Source organism: Trinickia terrae, from assembly GCF_005144415.1.
Lineage (GTDB): Bacteria > Pseudomonadota > Gammaproteobacteria > Burkholderiales > Burkholderiaceae > Trinickia_A > Trinickia_A terrae.
Genome location: NZ_SWJE01000015.1, coordinates 305,130 through 319,435 on the forward strand (window position 1 = coordinate 305,130; position 14,306 = coordinate 319,435).

Annotated in this window: 15 protein-coding genes and 1 pseudogene; 10 read left to right on the forward strand and 6 right to left on the reverse strand. The window is 63.9% G+C overall.

The features are described 5' to 3' along the window. Positions 1 to 84: 84 nt before the first annotated feature. On the forward strand, positions 85 to 1,536 hold the full coding sequence (locus tag FAZ69_RS25940) for an aminotransferase-like domain-containing protein (RefSeq protein WP_136897945.1): 1,452 nt from the start codon (positions 85 to 87) through the stop codon (positions 1,534 to 1,536). A gap of 16 nt (positions 1,537 to 1,552) precedes the next feature. On the opposite strand, the gene FAZ69_RS25945 is transcribed toward FAZ69_RS25940, so the two are convergent. The 3 genes from FAZ69_RS25945 to FAZ69_RS25955 form a co-directional block, all read right to left on the reverse strand. Then, positions 1,553 to 2,104, reverse strand: coding sequence for a L,D-transpeptidase family protein (locus FAZ69_RS25945; RefSeq protein ID WP_136897946.1), 552 nt, complete (start codon positions 2,102 to 2,104; stop codon positions 1,553 to 1,555). Between the two features lie 83 nt (positions 2,105 to 2,187). Beyond that, positions 2,188 to 2,454 (reverse strand): hypothetical protein, encoded by a 267-nt coding sequence (locus FAZ69_RS25950; RefSeq protein WP_136897947.1) that lies wholly within the window; start codon positions 2,452 to 2,454, stop codon positions 2,188 to 2,190. Next, positions 2,451 to 2,912 carry a DUF2778 domain-containing protein gene (locus tag FAZ69_RS25955; RefSeq protein ID WP_136897948.1) on the reverse strand — a complete coding sequence of 154 codons (462 nt, stop codon included), beginning with the start codon at positions 2,910 to 2,912 and terminating at the stop codon, positions 2,451 to 2,453. The genes FAZ69_RS25950 and FAZ69_RS25955 overlap by 4 nt, the downstream gene beginning before the upstream one ends. Before the next feature lie 328 nt (positions 2,913 to 3,240). Here FAZ69_RS25955 and htpG point away from each other — a divergent pair, with 328 nt between their 5' ends. The 5 genes from htpG (at position 3,241) to infA (ending at position 7,614) form a co-directional block, all read left to right on the forward strand. After that, on the forward strand, positions 3,241 to 5,133 hold the full coding sequence (htpG, locus tag FAZ69_RS25960) for a molecular chaperone HtpG (RefSeq protein ID WP_136897949.1): 1,893 nt from the start codon (positions 3,241 to 3,243) through the stop codon (positions 5,131 to 5,133). Continuing rightward, complete coding sequence (locus FAZ69_RS25965; protein ID WP_136897950.1) at positions 5,133 to 5,834, forward strand: chorismate--pyruvate lyase family protein; 702 nt, start codon at positions 5,133 to 5,135, stop codon at positions 5,832 to 5,834. The genes htpG and FAZ69_RS25965 overlap by 1 nt, the downstream gene beginning before the upstream one ends. Continuing rightward, positions 5,831 to 6,331: a DNA-deoxyinosine glycosylase gene (locus FAZ69_RS25970; RefSeq protein WP_136897951.1), complete on the forward strand. Its 501-nt coding sequence runs from the start codon at positions 5,831 to 5,833 to the stop codon at positions 6,329 to 6,331. The genes FAZ69_RS25965 and FAZ69_RS25970 overlap by 4 nt, the downstream gene beginning before the upstream one ends. A gap of 358 nt (positions 6,332 to 6,689) precedes the next feature. Continuing rightward, the gene (locus FAZ69_RS25975; protein ID WP_090549560.1) at positions 6,690 to 6,893 is read left to right on the forward strand and encodes a cold-shock protein; all 204 of its coding nucleotides are present in this window, start codon (positions 6,690 to 6,692) and stop codon (positions 6,891 to 6,893) included. Positions 6,894 to 7,347: 454 nt separating this feature from the next. After that, positions 7,348 to 7,614, forward strand: coding sequence for a translation initiation factor IF-1 (gene infA / locus FAZ69_RS25980; RefSeq protein ID WP_136897952.1), 267 nt, complete (start codon positions 7,348 to 7,350; stop codon positions 7,612 to 7,614). Positions 7,615 to 7,747: 133 nt separating this feature from the next. On the opposite strand, the gene FAZ69_RS25985 is transcribed toward infA, so the two are convergent. Beyond that, positions 7,748 to 8,215 carry a YaiI/YqxD family protein gene (locus FAZ69_RS25985; RefSeq protein WP_136897953.1) on the reverse strand — a complete coding sequence of 156 codons (468 nt, stop codon included), beginning with the start codon at positions 8,213 to 8,215 and terminating at the stop codon, positions 7,748 to 7,750. 249 nt (positions 8,216 to 8,464) lie between these two features. On the opposite strand from FAZ69_RS25985, the gene FAZ69_RS25990 reads away from it, so the two are divergent. The 4 genes and pseudogenes from FAZ69_RS25990 (at position 8,465) to FAZ69_RS26005 (ending at position 12,719) form a co-directional block, all read left to right on the forward strand. Further along, entirely contained in the window at positions 8,465 to 9,382 is a 918-nt protein-coding gene (locus FAZ69_RS25990; RefSeq protein WP_136897954.1) for a class I SAM-dependent methyltransferase, read from the forward strand. Between the two features lie 243 nt (positions 9,383 to 9,625). Next, positions 9,626 to 9,865 (forward strand): DUF3311 domain-containing protein, encoded by a 240-nt coding sequence (locus FAZ69_RS25995; RefSeq protein WP_136897955.1) that lies wholly within the window; start codon positions 9,626 to 9,628, stop codon positions 9,863 to 9,865. Beyond that, positions 9,862 to 11,412 carry a monocarboxylate uptake permease MctP gene (gene mctP / locus FAZ69_RS26000; protein ID WP_136897956.1) on the forward strand — a complete coding sequence of 517 codons (1,551 nt, stop codon included), beginning with the start codon at positions 9,862 to 9,864 and terminating at the stop codon, positions 11,410 to 11,412. The genes FAZ69_RS25995 and mctP overlap by 4 nt, the downstream gene beginning before the upstream one ends. Positions 11,413 to 11,595: 183 nt before the next feature. Beyond that, positions 11,596 to 12,719, forward strand: a pseudogene (locus FAZ69_RS26005) (FUSC family protein). Positions 12,720 to 12,849: 130 nt separating this feature from the next. On the opposite strand, the gene yjdN reads toward FAZ69_RS26005, so the two are convergent. Both yjdN and tal read right to left on the reverse strand, forming a co-directional pair. Further along, positions 12,850 to 13,269 carry a VOC family metalloprotein YjdN gene (gene yjdN / locus FAZ69_RS26010; protein ID WP_136897957.1) on the reverse strand — a complete coding sequence of 140 codons (420 nt, stop codon included), beginning with the start codon at positions 13,267 to 13,269 and terminating at the stop codon, positions 12,850 to 12,852. 73 nt (positions 13,270 to 13,342) lie between these two features. Beyond that, positions 13,343 to 14,296, reverse strand: a complete 954-nt coding sequence (gene tal, locus FAZ69_RS26015; protein WP_136897958.1) for a transaldolase — start codon at positions 14,294 to 14,296, stop codon at positions 13,343 to 13,345. Between the last annotated feature and the right edge of the window lie 10 nt (positions 14,297 to 14,306).

Genomic DNA, 14,306 nt, shown 5'->3' on the forward strand with positions numbered 1-14,306 from the left:
GTCGCTGGAAGCCACTGTAATCGCTCGGACCAGCACAGTAACGGTACAATCGGGGCGATACCTTTCGGTACAGTTGGAGCCGATATGACCGTGCCCTTGAATCTGATTCCCGCCCCGCACGACGCTTCGCCGTTGACGCTCGTCGACCAGCTCGTCCAATGGGCGCGCCGCCGCATCGAAGAGCGCGTGTTCCGTCCCGGCATGCGCATGCCGTCGATCCGCAAGCTCGCGCTCGACAAGGGCGTCTCGCGCTTCACCGTCGTCGAGGCCTACGAACGGCTCGTCGCGCAGGGCTTGCTCGATTCCCGGCGCGGTTCCGGCTTCTATGTGCGCGAGCGCTCGGGCGGCGTCGGGCCAGCCGAGCGGCGCGCGGCGGCCGAGAGGCAGCCCGCGCACAACACCGTCGACGTCGTCTGGCTGCTGCGCAACATGCTGCAGACGTCGAGCCCGGAGAAAGGGCCGGGGCTCGGCTTCCTGCCGAGCCGCTGGCTCGACGGCGAGCTGATCACCGGCGCCTTGCGCGCGCTTGGCCGGCAAAGCGGCGCGCAGATGATCGGTTCCGGCACCGCACAAGGCTTCCTGCCGCTGCGCCAGCAATTGCAGACGCGCCTCGAGGAGTTCGAGATCGGCGCGTCGACCGAGCAGATCGTGCTCGTCTCGGGCATCACGCAGGCGATCGACCTGATCGCGCGCATCTACGTGCAGCCAGGCGATGCGGTGATCGTCGGCGACCCGGCGTGGTTCCAGATGTTCGGCCGCTTCGTGTCGCAGGGCGCGCAGTTGGTCGGCATGCCGTACACGCCCGACGGGCCGGATCTCGACGCGCTCGAAACGCTGGTCGAGACCTGGCGCCCGAAGATGCTCGTCATCAACTCGCTGCTGCAGAACCCGACCGGCACGTCGCTCTCGGCCGCGCAGGCGTTTCGTATCCTGCGCCTCGCCGAAGCCTACGACTTCATCGTCGTCGAAGACGACGTCTACGGCGACCTCTGTCCGCCGGGCTATCCGGCGACGCGTCTTGCGAGCCTGGATCAGTTGAAACGCGTGATCTACCTCGGCAGCTTTTCGAAGACGCTGGCGCCGAACCTGCGCGCGGGCTTCGTCGCGTGCGGGCTCGAGATCGCCAAGGCGATCACCGACCAGAAGATGCTGGTCGGCATGACGACGCCCGAGCTCAACGAGCGCGTGCTGTACAAGGTGCTGACCGAGGGGCACTACCGGCGCCACGTCGAGCGCTTGCGCGTGCGGCTCGACGGCGTGCGCGACAAGACGGCGCGGATGCTGGAGAAGACGGGGCTGCGCCTCTACACGACGCCGGCTGCGGGCATGTTCCTGTGGGCCGATCTCGGCGTCGATTCGGATGCGTTCGCCGCGGCGGGGCACGAGAAGGGGTTCCTGCTGACGCCGGGGAGCCTGTTTTCGCCGCAGCAGTCGCCGACGACGTGGATGCGCTTCAACGTCGCCAATTGCGGCGATCCGGCGCTGCCGGGGGTGATCGGCGACTATCTGGAGTCGGTGGCGCGGCGGGCGGGCTGAGGCGTCGCCGCTGTGCTCAGCCTTTGATTTCGATCGGTGTGCCGTTGGGGACGAGGGACCAGATCTCGCGCATTTCCTCGTCGGTGACGGCGACGCAGCCGTTGGTCCAGTTCCAGCGCCGATGGAGCACGCCGAGGAAGCCCCAGCCGTTGGGCAGGCCGTGGATCATCACGTTGCCGCCGGGTGGGGCGCCAGCATCGGACGCGTGCTGGATGTCGTCGGCATTGGGATAGGAGATGTGCAGGCTCAGGTGATAGGCGGAGTGCTCGTTGCGCCAGTCGATGAGGTAGCGGCCTTCGGGTGTTTTCCTGTCGCCTTCCTGCTGCTTGTGGCCGTGGGGATTGCTGCCCAGCGAGATGCGGTATTCCTTCAGCACGGCGCCGTCGCGCAGCAACTGTATGCGCTTTTCTGATTTGATGACGAGGATGGCGTCGGCCTGATCTGCGGCGCTCGCCATGGCTGGCGCGGCGGATGAGCCAAAACGCGCCGCGAGCCGGGTGTAGCCGTAGGCGGCGATCGCGAGCAGGCCTGCTGTCAGGCTGATGGCGACGAGGAGCTTCAGCGTCATGATGCGCATGGTCGGTCAATACTCATGGAGGGTTGCGCGACAAAGTGGCGGCGGGCTGCGCTGCCCGCCGTGAATACGTTCGTCTAGCGCGTGCGAAGACGCTTGAAAATACGCCACGCGACGAAAGTGCAGAGGCTTGCGAAGAGGAAGGAGGCGATGAGCATGTAGTACAGGTCTACGTCGGCGCTTGTTTCCGCATCGTGTGCATCGAACAAATCGTTGAGCCAAAGAGAAAATGAGAGAGGAGGCGGAGGAATTGCGTCAGGGTGGCGGCCCCACACGTAGGCGAGCGCAAGCGTCGCGAGGAGTAGCCACGCAATGACGCAGCCAATTTCTATCGTGCGCTTCATTCCACTGTCACCACGCCGTAAGCACTCAGTGTGCTGCCGGGAATCGGGAATTTACCTCGGCCGACTAGCGAGACTCTGACCCGGTGAAAATCAGCGGAACTCTCAATGACGATGCATCCCTCGCTGATGCCACGAGGTCCCTTCGGGTGCAGGCGAAAATTCCCGCGTAGAACCTCATTGCAAAACGTTGCGTCGTCGACTTTTCCATCTGCAGCGTAAAGCGCAAACCAATCGCTTCGATGGAGAAAAGCCTCCTTGAGCCATCCCAGTTTCCCGCCTGACTCTCTATCGACGATGTAATACCTGCCCGGCGGGATCGGCCCCACATTGAGTAGACAGGCAGATGCGCGCTTATTGATATGCGGTTCGAGCCCCGAGAATGCCGGGACGGAAATTCCGCCATGGATTATGAACATGCTCATCGGCTCATCATTGAGTTCAAAGCTGCACTGCAACATAGGCGTCTCCTGATCGACGGCAAAACTGCCACTACGCCACGCCGCAATTCGAGAGGAAATCGGACGATTCCGAATCGGATGCTCTGGTTTCTACCTAGGACCCCGCCGCCCGCCGCCCCGCATACGAGCTACCATTGCACCTTTCGCTAGCCGGAAGCCTCATAGGCCGGTGGCCGGCCTTCCGGCCCGATTTAGGCTCCGCCTTGAATTTGCGACAGCCATCCCCACTTGAGCGCTCGATTCGCGCCGCGGCCGGCACGCCGGTCCAGGTGAGCAATCGGCGCCGAACCCCCAAGACACACCATCCACGAACGAGGAACCCCCGACCATGGCACAAGAAACCATGAGCTTCCAGGCAGAAGTGAAACAGCTTCTGCAACTGATGATCCATTCGCTCTACAGCAACAAGGAAATCTTCCTGCGCGAACTGATCTCGAACGCGTCGGACGCCGCCGACAAGCTCCGCTTCGAGGCGATCGCCGACAGCGCCCTCTTCGAAACCGATCCCAACCTGCGCATCCGCGTCGCCTTCGACAAGGCCGCGCGCACTGTCACCATCGACGACAACGGCATCGGCATGAGCCGCGAGGAAACGATCTCGCACCTCGGCACGATCGCGCGCTCGGGCACCAAGGAGTTCTTCTCGAAGCTCTCCGGCGACCAGCAGAAGGATGCGGCGCTGATCGGCCAGTTCGGCGTCGGCTTCTACTCGGGTTTCATCGTCGCCGACAAGATCACCGTCGAGACGCGCCGCGCCGGCCTGCCGGCGTCCGAAGGCGTGCGCTGGGTCAGCGCGGGCGAGGGCGACTTCGTGGTCGAGACGATCGAGCGCGCACAACGCGGCACCACGATCACGCTGCACCTGCGCGAAGACGAAGACGAGCTGCTGTCGGCGTATCGCCTGAAGTCGATCATCCAGAAGTATTCCGACCACGTCGCGCTGCCCATCCTCATGCAGAAGGAGGAGTGGGACCAGGAGAAGGGCGAGATGGTCGCGAAGGACGAGGACGAGACCGTCAACCAGGCGAGCGCGCTCTGGACGCGTCCGAAGAACGACATCACCGAGGAGCAGTACAAGCAGTTCTATCAGCACCTTTCGCACGACCACCAGGACCCGCTCACCTGGACCCACAACCGCGTCGAGGGCCGCAGCGAGTACACGCAGCTCCTCTACGTGCCGGCGCACGCGCCGTTCGACCTGTGGAACCGCGATCATCGCGCGGGCCTGAAGCTCTACGTGAAGCGCGTCTTCATCATGGACGACGCCGAGCAGCTGCTGCCGATGTACCTGCGCTTCATCAAGGGCGTGGTCGATTCGAGCGACCTGCCGCTCAACGTGTCGCGCGAAATCCTCCAGGAAAGCCGCGACGTCAAGGCGATCCGCGAAGGCGTGACCAAGCGCGCGCTGTCGATGCTCGAAGAGCTCGCCAATGCCGAGTCCGACGAGGACAAGGCCAAGTACGCGGGCTTCTGGAAGGAGTTCGGCCAGGTGCTCAAGGAAGGGCTCGGCGAGGACTTCGCCAATCGCGAGCGCATCGCGAAGCTCGTGCGCTTTGCGTCGACGCACAACGACTCGCCGGAGCAGACCGTGTCGCTCGCCGATTACGTCGCGCGCATGAAGCCCGAGCAGTCGAAGATCTACTACGTGACCGCCGACACCTGGCAGGCCGCGAAGAACAGCCCGCATCTCGAAGTGTTCCGCAAGAAGGGCGTCGAAGTGCTGCTGTTGACGGACCGCGTCGACGAATGGGCGCTGTCGTACTTCACCGAGTTCGACGGCAAGCCGCTCGCGAGCGTCGCGCGCGGCGACCTCGACCTGGGCGCGCTCAACGACGAGGAAAAGAAGGCGCAGGAGGAAATCGGCGAGACCATGAAGCCGCTCGTCGAGAAGATGAAGGAGGCGCTCAAGGACAAGGCAAAGGACGTGCGTCTCACGTTCCGCCTGACCGATTCGCCGTCGTGCCTCGTCGCCGACGACGGCGAGATGAGCGGCTACCTGCAGCGCATGCTGAAGGCTGCGGGCCAGAACGCGCCGGAGATCCATCCGATCCTCGAAGTGAATCCCGAGCATGCGCTCGTGAAGGCGCTCTCCGTCGATAGCGCGAACTTCGACGACTGGTGCCACCTGCTGTTCGACCAGGCGCTGCTTGCCGAAGGCGGCTCGCTCGACGATCCCGCGAGTTTCGTCAAGCGCACCAACGCGCTGCTGCTGGCGCGTTGATGGGTGCGCAGCGCGTGCGTTTCGACGCGGCCGGCGGACGCTGGCGCGTCGCGCCGCGGCCAGGCTTCACGGCGGACCAGAAGGACTGGCTCACGCGCGGCGGGTCGCTGACCGCGCATCTGCGCACGCTTGGCAAGGTCGGCGTGCGCGTGACGCGCGAGGCGATCGCGCGGCCTTGGCGTGATGAGGCGGATGCGCTCGGCGTCGCGGCGCGTGCGCCGGTCTGGGTGCGCGAGGTCGTGCTCGAAGTGGATGGCGTGCCGTTCGTCGCGGCGCACAGCATCGCGCCGCTCGCCGCGAGCCGCGGCGTGTGGCAAGCGATGCGGCGGCTGCGTACGCGGCCGCTTGCCGAGCTTTTGTACAGCGACAGCAGCGTCGCGCGTTCGGCGCTGGTCAGCGCGCGGCTCACGGCTCGCGATCCGCTCGCGGCGCATGCCGCGCGTGAGATCGAAGGGCCGCCGCGGCATGCGCTTTTCGCGCGACGCTCGGTGTTCGAGCGGCATGGCGCGCCGTTGATGGTCACCGAGTGCATGCTACCGGCGCTATGGGCGCATCTGGCGACGCGGGCGCAGACTCGGCGAGAGGAGGGGGCGTCGGCGACGTCCCCGCATCACGCTCACGAGCGGTACGCACGCACATCGGCGGGGCCGCTCGAGCATCTGGCCTCGCGCGCGCATGGCGCGCATCCGAAGGCTTCATGACGCTCAAGCGCTGCTTTCCGCCGGTGGTGGATGGAAACACGCGCGTGCTGGTGCTCGGCAGTTTGCCCGGCGAGGTTTCGCTTGCTCACAACCAGTACTACGCGCACAAGCAGAACAAATTCTGGTTCCTTGTCGGTGACGTGATCGAACGGGATCTGGTCGGGATGGACTATCAGGATCGTCTCGATACCTTGCTTGGACATTGCATCGGGTTATGGGATGTCGTGGCAAAAGCCCAGCGCGTAGGTAGCCTGGACAGTCGCATCCGCAACCATGCGAGTAACGACCTGGTCGCCCTTGTCGAAACCTTGCCGAATTTGATCGCCATAGCGTTCAACGGCGGAACGGCGGCGAAGATCGGAATGCGGGCGCTGGGCGAGAAGGCGGATCGCTATCAGTTCATCCGATTGCCGTCGAGCAGTCCTGCGTACGCAGTGGTTTCATATCAAGAGAAATTAGCCGACTGGTGTCGATTGCGAGAATATTTGGCAGGTTGATTCGACGCTCTGCCGTGGCGATATCGCGCACTCGAAAGGGAATGGCAATCTCCCGGTGTCATCGGCCGTAGGCGAGACTTGGACATCGCGAAGCGAGGCGTCTCTCCGGCGTTGATGCTCACCATGCTGAAAGGGTGCGAGCAGGCTGCCGAAAAAGAACGAAGGCAACCCGGTTGGTCAAGAAATCGCTTGACGTCGCGCTGCATACCGCGTAGTGTCAGCGGCCAAAGTTTCCAAGTTGCTCGATTGCTCATCATTTGCCGCTATCTGCGGCTCTCGTTGGTCTCTCCTTCTTGATTCTTCATTCGCCCTTTTTCCGAGGGCGAGTATCTTTATTCGTCTGCTTAAGGAATATCTAATGGAAACCGGTACTGTCAAATGGTTCAACGATAGCAAGGGCTTCGGCTTCATTACCCCGGACAAGGGGGGGGATGACCTGTTCGCACACTTCTCCGAGGTGCGCGGCACGGGCTTCAAGACGCTTGCTGAGGGCCAGAAGGTCAGCTACGAAACGAAACGCGGCCCGAAGGGACTCCAGGCCTCGAACATTACGCCGCAGTAACGCTATCGGATCGCGTCCGCCCGTTGGGGCGGCGCGATTCTCTCGCCTCGAACCGTGGCGGTCGTATGCCACGCGTGCCCGCTCTCTTTTCTTGCATTCATGCTTACCGCACCCGCAGGCTGAAGGTGTGGTGTCAATGGCTCACCCGGCGTTTGCTGGTCGACATCAGGTTCCTGCCGACAGGCCGCGAACCAGGCGCGCTCATCGAGAGCGTTGATTGAGCGCATTTCTCGGGAAATCTGAAGCCTTATCGGATCGCCAGGTTTCGGCGCTCTGAGTGCGTCGTTGCTTCCTGGCCCCGGTTGTTCGCGCAGATCCGCTTTCGTCGTATGTGCGAAATGCGCCGGGCAAAACACAATTTGCAACATCACCCCGCGTGGAAGCGATGCAGCGGTTGGCGGCATTTGCTGACGCCTTGCATTGACGCGGCATTACGCTCACTGGAGGAATTGATTTGGCCAAGGAAGAACTGCTGGAACTCGACGGTGTCGTCGACGAAGTGCTGCCGGACAGCAAATACCGCGTCACGCTCGAGAACGGCGTGGTGGTGAGCGCATATGCATCGGGCCGCATGCGCAAGAATCACATTCGCATTCTTGCCGGTGACCGGGTCACGCTGGAGTTGTCGGTCTACGATCTGTCGAAAGGACGAATTAACTTCCGGCACAAAGATGAGCGCGCATCTGGCGGGCAGCCGCGAAGCGGTATGCGTCGCCGATAGGCGTGCGCCGATCTTGATTGATCGCCAAACCTGTTCTGGCAGGCGCGCGGCTCCGCTATGCAGCGCAGGGGGCGCTGGGTATCGTTGACCGCGCGACCCGTCCTCGTGGCTTCGGTGCTGACGCTTGCGAATATCAACCGGTCCCGCGAGGCGGCGTGCCGTGACGGGCGAGGAATCGATCGAGCTGGCCTGCAAATGCTTTGCTGTCGCGTGTGCTGAAGGGGGCGGGGCCACCCGTATCGATGCCAGCATTGCGCAGTTGATCCATCACGTCGCGTACCGTCAGGCGTTCCTGGATATTTTCACTTGTAAACCAACTTCCGCGCGGATCGAGCGCATGTGCGCCCTTGTCGAGTACCGCGGCGGCGAGCGGTATGTCCGCGGTAATCACCAGGTCGCCTGACGCGACCAGTTCAACGATGCGGGCATCTGCCGCGTCGAAACCCGCCGGCACCTGAATCGACCTGATGAAGGGGGACGGCGGCGTGCGCAAATATTGGTTCGCAACCAGCGTTACCCGTACCTCAGTACGCCGCGCGGCCCGAAACAACATGTCTTTGATGACGGCAGGACAAGCATCAGCGTCGACTAGCACTTGCATGAAGGCAATTCCACTTCATTAAAAGGCGATCATATATCAAGGTCGGCGGTGATCTTGCGCTGGCTCGGGATGGCTCCATGGATAGCCACAAAGCTGCTCGTGTGGCGGGAGATCCGAGGCTGGCTGCAAGCCGCCCCAAACTGACATTTACTCGAATATGCCGCGGTCTCGAACGCAGGCGACAGCCCCCGCGAATGCTATCCTCTCGTTCGCCCAAAAATCCGAGCCTTTCTGGCAACACATCCTCACATGACTGATTTGATCAAACGCGCTTCGGCCGAAGCGCGCGCCTTCCAGAAATCGCGCCGCAACGGCGAGTCCGCGTCGAAGCAGAAAATCTCGCGCAAGAGCAAACGCCTCGCCAACGGCGCCGACCTCGACGACGCTCCCCTCATCGAAGCGCCGCGCAAGCCGCGTTTCGCGCCTGTGACGTTCTCCGAAGAAGGCGGCGTGCGCTATCTGCACTTCGGCACGGAGTGGGTGCAAGGCGCGATGCGCATCAAGAAGCCCGACCACATCGAGCTCGAATACGCACAGCAGATGATGGCGTGGCTGCTGTTCCTCGAAACGCCGAAGCGCATCGTGCAGCTCGGCCTCGGCGCCGCGGCGCTGACCAAGTTCGCGCACCGCTTCCTGAAGCGCGCGCAAGTCGAGGCGGTCGAGCTCAACCCGGCCGTCGTGGTCGCCGCGCGCACGATGTTCGAGCTGCCGCACGACGACGCACGTCTCACGGTCCACGAGACCGACGCCTGGGACTTCGTCAACGATCGCGCGAACCACGGCACGATCGGCGCGCTCCAGATCGATCTCTACGACGCCACGGCGCGCGGCCCGGTGCACGACAGCCTCGCGTTCTACCGCGCGGTGCGTGCGTGTCTCGCTGATGCGGGCGTCGTCACGATCAACCTGTTCGGGGACCATCCGAGCTTCGTGCGCAACATGAAGCACCTGAACACCGCCTTCGACAACCGCGTGATCGCGCTGCCCGAAGTGCACGAGGGCAACCGCGTCGCGCTCGCGTTCTCGGGTCCTGCGCTCGACGTGCCGTTCCTGACGCTGCAGCAGCGCGCGAAGCTGATCGAAGCGAAGCTCGGCTTGCCGGCGCGTCAATGGCTCAAGGGGCTCGAGGCATCGCTTGGCGGCAAGCAGGCGCGCTTCGCGATCTGACGCCGGCAGCGCTGGGCCGCCGGGTCGGCAATAGGCGCGGCATCACGCCGCGCCTGCTGCAAAAAAATCCGGCCAAATCCGCTTGACAGGCGCATGCTGCCTCGGGTTGGCCCCGCTTGACCGCTTGCATGCGGCTCTTATACTCTTGCCAAGCTTTCGGGGGGCCCGTTGGCTGCCCGTATTGCGGGCGCTCGCCATTCGCGACCACGGGCCACAAGTTCAATAAAGTCCAAAGGAGACGTCATGGCTCAAGACGCCGACGCCAACCGCGCCGCCAAACGATGGCTCTGGCTACTGGTACTGCCCTGGATCGCGATGATCTGGGTGCCGTCCTACAACCAGACCGACCCGCAGCTCTGGGGATTCCCGTTCTTCTATTGGTATCAGCTGCTGTGGGTGCTGATCAGCGCCGTCATCACGGCGCTCGTCTACTTCAAGACCAAGACCCGCTCGACGAAGGGCTCGCAAGGAGGTGCGCAATGAACGCCACCGCAACCTTCGTCTTCGTCCTCCTGTTCATCGGCGTCACGATTCTCGGCTTCGTCGCCGCGCACTGGCGTCGCGGCGATCTCGCGCATCTGGAGGAGTGGGGCCTCGGCGGCCGCCGCTTCGGCACGGTCGTCACGTGGTTCCTGCTGGGCGGCGACCTGTACACCGCCTATACGTTCGTCGCCGTGCCTGCCCTCGTGTTCGGCGCGGGTGCGATGGGCTTCTTCGCGCTGCCCTATACGATCCTCATCTATCCGTTCGCGTTCGTCGTGTTCCCGAAGCTGTGGAGCGTCGCCAAGCGCCAGGGCTACGTGACTTCGGCCGACTTCGTCGGCGCCCGCTACGGCAGCCGCATGCTCGCGCTTGCCGTCGCGGTGACGGGCATCCTCGCGACCATGCCGTACATCGCGCTGCAGCTCGTCGGGATCGAAGTGGTGATCGGCGGCCTCGGGTTCGATACGTCGGGCTTCGTCGGCGATCTGCCGCTCATCATCGCGTTCGCGATTCTCGCCGCCTACACCTACACGTCGGGCCTGCGTGCGCCGGCGATGATCGCGGTCGTCAAGGACGTGCTGATCTACATCACGATTGCAGTCGCGATCATCGTGATCCCCGCGCAGATGGGCGGCTTCGGCCATATCTTCAGCGTGGTGCCGCCGGCCAAGCTGCTGCTGAAGGCGCCCGACGCGGCGAGCATGAACGGCTATAGCGCCTACGCGACGCTTGCGGTCGGCTCGGCGCTTGCGCTGTTCCTCTATCCGCACTCGGTCACGGCGATCCTTTCGTCGGCTTCGAGCAACACGATCCGCCGCAACATGGCGCTGCTGCCGGCGTACTCGCTGGTGCTGGGCCTGCTCGCGCTGCTCGGCTACATGGCGCTTGCCTCGGGCGTGAAGGACATGCCGGAGTTTGCGCCGTACTTCAAGGCGTTCGGCCCGAACTTCGCGGTGCCCGCGCTGTTCCTGCACTTCTTCCCGTCGTGGTTCGTCGGCGTCTCGTTTGCGGCGATCGGCATCGGCGCGCTGGTGCCGGCGGCGATCATGTCGATCGCGGCCGCGAACCTCTACACGCGCAACATCCACAAGGAGTTCGTCAACCGCAACATGACGCACGAGCAGGAGACCAACGTCGCGAAGCTCGTCTCGCTGATTGTGAAGGTCGGTGCGGTGGCATTCATTCTCGGTCTGCCGCTCACCTACGCGATCCAGTTGCAGCTGCTCGGCGGGATCTGGATCATCCAGACGCTGCCCGCGATCGTGCTCGGCCTCTACACGCGCAAGCTCGACTACCGCGGCCTGCTGCTCGGCTGGGCGGCCGGCATCGGCATGGGCACGTGGATGGCTGGGTCGACGGGCCTGAAGAGCTCGATCTACGCGATCCACCTCGGCGGCTACGCGATCCCCGGCTATGCGGCGTTGTGGTCGCTGGCGATCAATCTGGTTATCGCGATCGCGGTCAGCTTGGCCGTGCGCGCGGCCGGAATGAGCGCGGCAGAGGACCGCACGCGTCCGGAGGACTATCTCGACGCCGTCGAAAACTAAAACGCAAATCGGGCGGGTGTTGTGCCGGGTCAATCCCGGCGCAACGCGTCCGGCCCGGTTTGCCGACGAGCGCAAGCCCGCAACGGTCGTTGCGGGCTTTTTTCTTGCGCGCGCGATATCCTTTGCTTTGTTATCTCAATTCAGGACGCATCTCGCTTCAAGGCGATCGAACGCGAGCTCTTCATGGCTTCCATCGAACCGGACCGTCTCGTCTTCGCCCGCAAACGCTTCGCGCGCTTGTGGCGCGCGGTTACGTCGCCTTACTACCGGTTCAAGCACGCGCAGGTTTTTCACAGCATCCGCGTCGGCCTGGCGATGCTCGTCTCGATCCTCCTGACAACCGGCGTCGACTTCCCGCATGGAATCTGGGCATCGGTGACGGTGCTGATCGTCATCGGCGGCTTGCAGCACCACGGCAACATCCGCAAGAAGGCGGCCGAGCGCGCGCTCGGCACGATGCTCGGTGCGGCGATCGGCCTCTTCGTGCTCGTGCAGTTGCGCTTCATCGGCTCGCTGCCGCTCACCTATGTGCTGATGTCGGTGATTGCCGCGATCTGCGGTTTTTTCGCGATCGGCCGGCCTACATCGCGCTCCTGACGGCGATCACGATGTGCATCGTCGCAGGCCATGGCGACAACACGATCGACGTCGGCCTGTGGCGCACGCTGAACGTGCTGATCGGCATTGCGGTCGCGCTTGCGTTTTCGTTCGCGCTGCCGCTGCATGCGACCTACTCGTGGCGCTATCTGCTCGCGCGCAACCTGCGCGAGTGCGCGCATACCTACGCGCGCATCGCGCGGGGCGAACCGCTCGATGCCGACGAGCAGGTCGCCATCTTCGCGAAGCTCGGCGAGCGGCTCGTGAAGCTGCGTGCGTTGATGCCGTCGGTGGCTAAGGAGATCGGCGTGTCGACCGGCCGGCTCGACACGATTCAGCGCTTGCATCGCTCGCTCCTGAGCGCGCTGGAGATCATGGCGACGGGCTCGAGCGTGTACGCTGACGCACCCAAGCGCGCCGAATTCGCGCGCCACTTCGGCGCCGAGGCGAAGGCGGTGCGCTCGGGGTTGCTCGCGATGTCGCGCGCGTTGCGCTTCGGCAGCTATGTACGGCTGCTCGCGCCGGTGTGCGCCCATCAAGCGGGGGATGCCGCGTGCGAGCCGCCCGCCGATTTGCGCGCCGACCTGCACGGGCCGTACTGGCTCAGCCAGCGATTCGCGGAGCAAGTGGAGCAGATGCGGGGGCTGCTGCTGGAGCTCGAGCCGCACTGGAACATCGAGCGGCGCTCGCAGGCGCCGAGGGAGCGATAGGGGCCGCTGCTCGAATTCCTGGGCGGCGGGGCTCGCCGGGACTTCGGGGAAGGGCGCCGCGCGGGGCGGGTCGCCTGAGCGTCCTGCCCCGCGCGGCGGGATTGCTGCTTACCGTTGCTGGTCGCTGCAGTTATTCCCGCGGCCTCTCCACGTTCACCATCCAGGGAACGCCGAACTTGTCGGTGACCATGCCGAAACCCAAGGCCCAGAACGTCGGCTGCCACGGCATGCCGACCTTGCCGCCGTCGGCGAGGCCGTTGAAGGCTTTTTCTCCCGCGGCGACGTCGTCGGACGTGATCGAGATGCTGAAGCCCGAGTAGGACGCGGGCTTCGACATGTCGCCGTCGCTGCCCATCAGGATGCTCGAGCCGATCTGGAATGACGCGTGCATGATCTTCTTTGCGTGCTCGGGGGCGCATGGCGGCATGTCTTTCGGCGCTTCGTCGAAGCGCATCTGGAACAGCACTTGCGCGCCGAGCTTCTCCTGATAGAACGCGAGCGCCTCTTCGCAGCGGCCGTAGAACGTCAAATAAGGCTGGACTTGTTGCATCACTACCTCCTTTGTCTGCTTCTCTCGGAACGGCCGCCGCGCCCGTGGGCTTCGAGCGCGGCGGCCTGAAGCGTCAGCGCAGCGCGTCGATCAGCTTTTCGAGCTTCACGGCGTCGGCTGCGAAGGCGCGGATACCTTCGGCGAGCTTCTCGGTGGCCATCGCGTCGTCGTTGACGAGGAAGCGGAACGACGCTTCGTCGACGGCGACGCGTTCGATCGCCTCGTTCTTCACAGCCTCCGGCGACAGCTTGCGTTCGACCGTGTCCGTGCTGTCGTGCAGTTTCTGCAGCAAATCGGGGCTGATCGTCAGCAGGTCGCAGCCGGCGAGCTCGACGATCTGGCTCGTCGTGCGGAAGCTCGCGCCCATCACTTCGGTCTTGTAGCCGAACTTCTTGTAGTACGCGTAGATGCGGTGCACCGACTGCACGCCGGGATCGTTCGCTCCGCCGTTCTTGACTTCGTCCCAGTTGGCGCCGGCGCTCTTCTTGTACCAGTCGTAGATGCGGCCGACGAACGGCGAGATCAGCTGCGCGCCCGCTTCGGCGCACGCGACGGCCTGCGCGAGCGAGAACAGCAGCGTCATGTTGCACTTGATGCCTTCCTTCTGCAGCACTTCGGCCGCGCGGATGCCTTCCCAGGTCGACGCCAGCTTGATCAGCACACGCTCGCGGCCGATGCCGGCCTTTTCATACAGCTTGATGAGCTCGTGCGCCTTGTCGACCGAGGCGCGGGCGTCGAACGAAAGGCGCGCGTCGACTTCGGTCGACACGCGGCCCGGGATGATCTTGAGGATTTCGGTGCCGAACGCGATCAGCAGGTGATCGATGATTTGGCCGACCGGTTTGCTCGCGTGATCGCGCACGGTTTTTTCGAGCAGCGGCTTGTAGTCGTCCTTCTGGACTGCCTTCAGGACCAGCGACGGGTTGGTCGTCGCGTCTTGCGGCTTGTATTGGGCGATTTGCTGGAAATCGCCGGTATCGGCGACAACGGTCGTGTACTGCTTCAGTTGATCGAGAGCGGTTGTCATGGCAAGTCTT

What these genes read in the sequence shown, in the direction of transcription:
- FAZ69_RS25940 (WP_136897945.1), top strand. Translation starts at nt 85, where the DNA reads ATGACCGTGCCCTTGAATCTGATTCCCGCCCCGCACGACGCTTCGCCG.
- FAZ69_RS25945 (WP_136897946.1), bottom strand. Translation starts at nt 2,104, where the DNA reads ATGACGCTGAAGCTCCTCGTCGCCATCAGCCTGACAGCAGGCCTGCTC.
- FAZ69_RS25950 (WP_136897947.1), bottom strand. Translation starts at nt 2,454, where the DNA reads ATGAAGCGCACGATAGAAATTGGCTGCGTCATTGCGTGGCTACTCCTC.
- FAZ69_RS25955 (WP_136897948.1), bottom strand. Translation starts at nt 2,912, where the DNA reads ATGTTGCAGTGCAGCTTTGAACTCAATGATGAGCCGATGAGCATGTTC.
- htpG (WP_136897949.1), top strand. Translation starts at nt 3,241, where the DNA reads ATGGCACAAGAAACCATGAGCTTCCAGGCAGAAGTGAAACAGCTTCTG.
- FAZ69_RS25965 (WP_136897950.1), top strand. Translation starts at nt 5,133, where the DNA reads ATGGGTGCGCAGCGCGTGCGTTTCGACGCGGCCGGCGGACGCTGGCGC.
- FAZ69_RS25970 (WP_136897951.1), top strand. Translation starts at nt 5,831, where the DNA reads ATGACGCTCAAGCGCTGCTTTCCGCCGGTGGTGGATGGAAACACGCGC.
- FAZ69_RS25975 (WP_090549560.1), top strand. Translation starts at nt 6,690, where the DNA reads ATGGAAACCGGTACTGTCAAATGGTTCAACGATAGCAAGGGCTTCGGC.
- FAZ69_RS25985 (WP_136897953.1), bottom strand. Translation starts at nt 8,215, where the DNA reads ATGCAAGTGCTAGTCGACGCTGATGCTTGTCCTGCCGTCATCAAAGAC.
- FAZ69_RS25990 (WP_136897954.1), top strand. Translation starts at nt 8,465, where the DNA reads ATGACTGATTTGATCAAACGCGCTTCGGCCGAAGCGCGCGCCTTCCAG.
- FAZ69_RS25995 (WP_136897955.1), top strand. Translation starts at nt 9,626, where the DNA reads ATGGCTCAAGACGCCGACGCCAACCGCGCCGCCAAACGATGGCTCTGG.
- mctP (WP_136897956.1), top strand. Translation starts at nt 9,862, where the DNA reads ATGAACGCCACCGCAACCTTCGTCTTCGTCCTCCTGTTCATCGGCGTC.
- yjdN (WP_136897957.1), bottom strand. Translation starts at nt 13,269, where the DNA reads ATGCAACAAGTCCAGCCTTATTTGACGTTCTACGGCCGCTGCGAAGAG.
- tal (WP_136897958.1), bottom strand. Translation starts at nt 14,296, where the DNA reads ATGACAACCGCTCTCGATCAACTGAAGCAGTACACGACCGTTGTCGCC.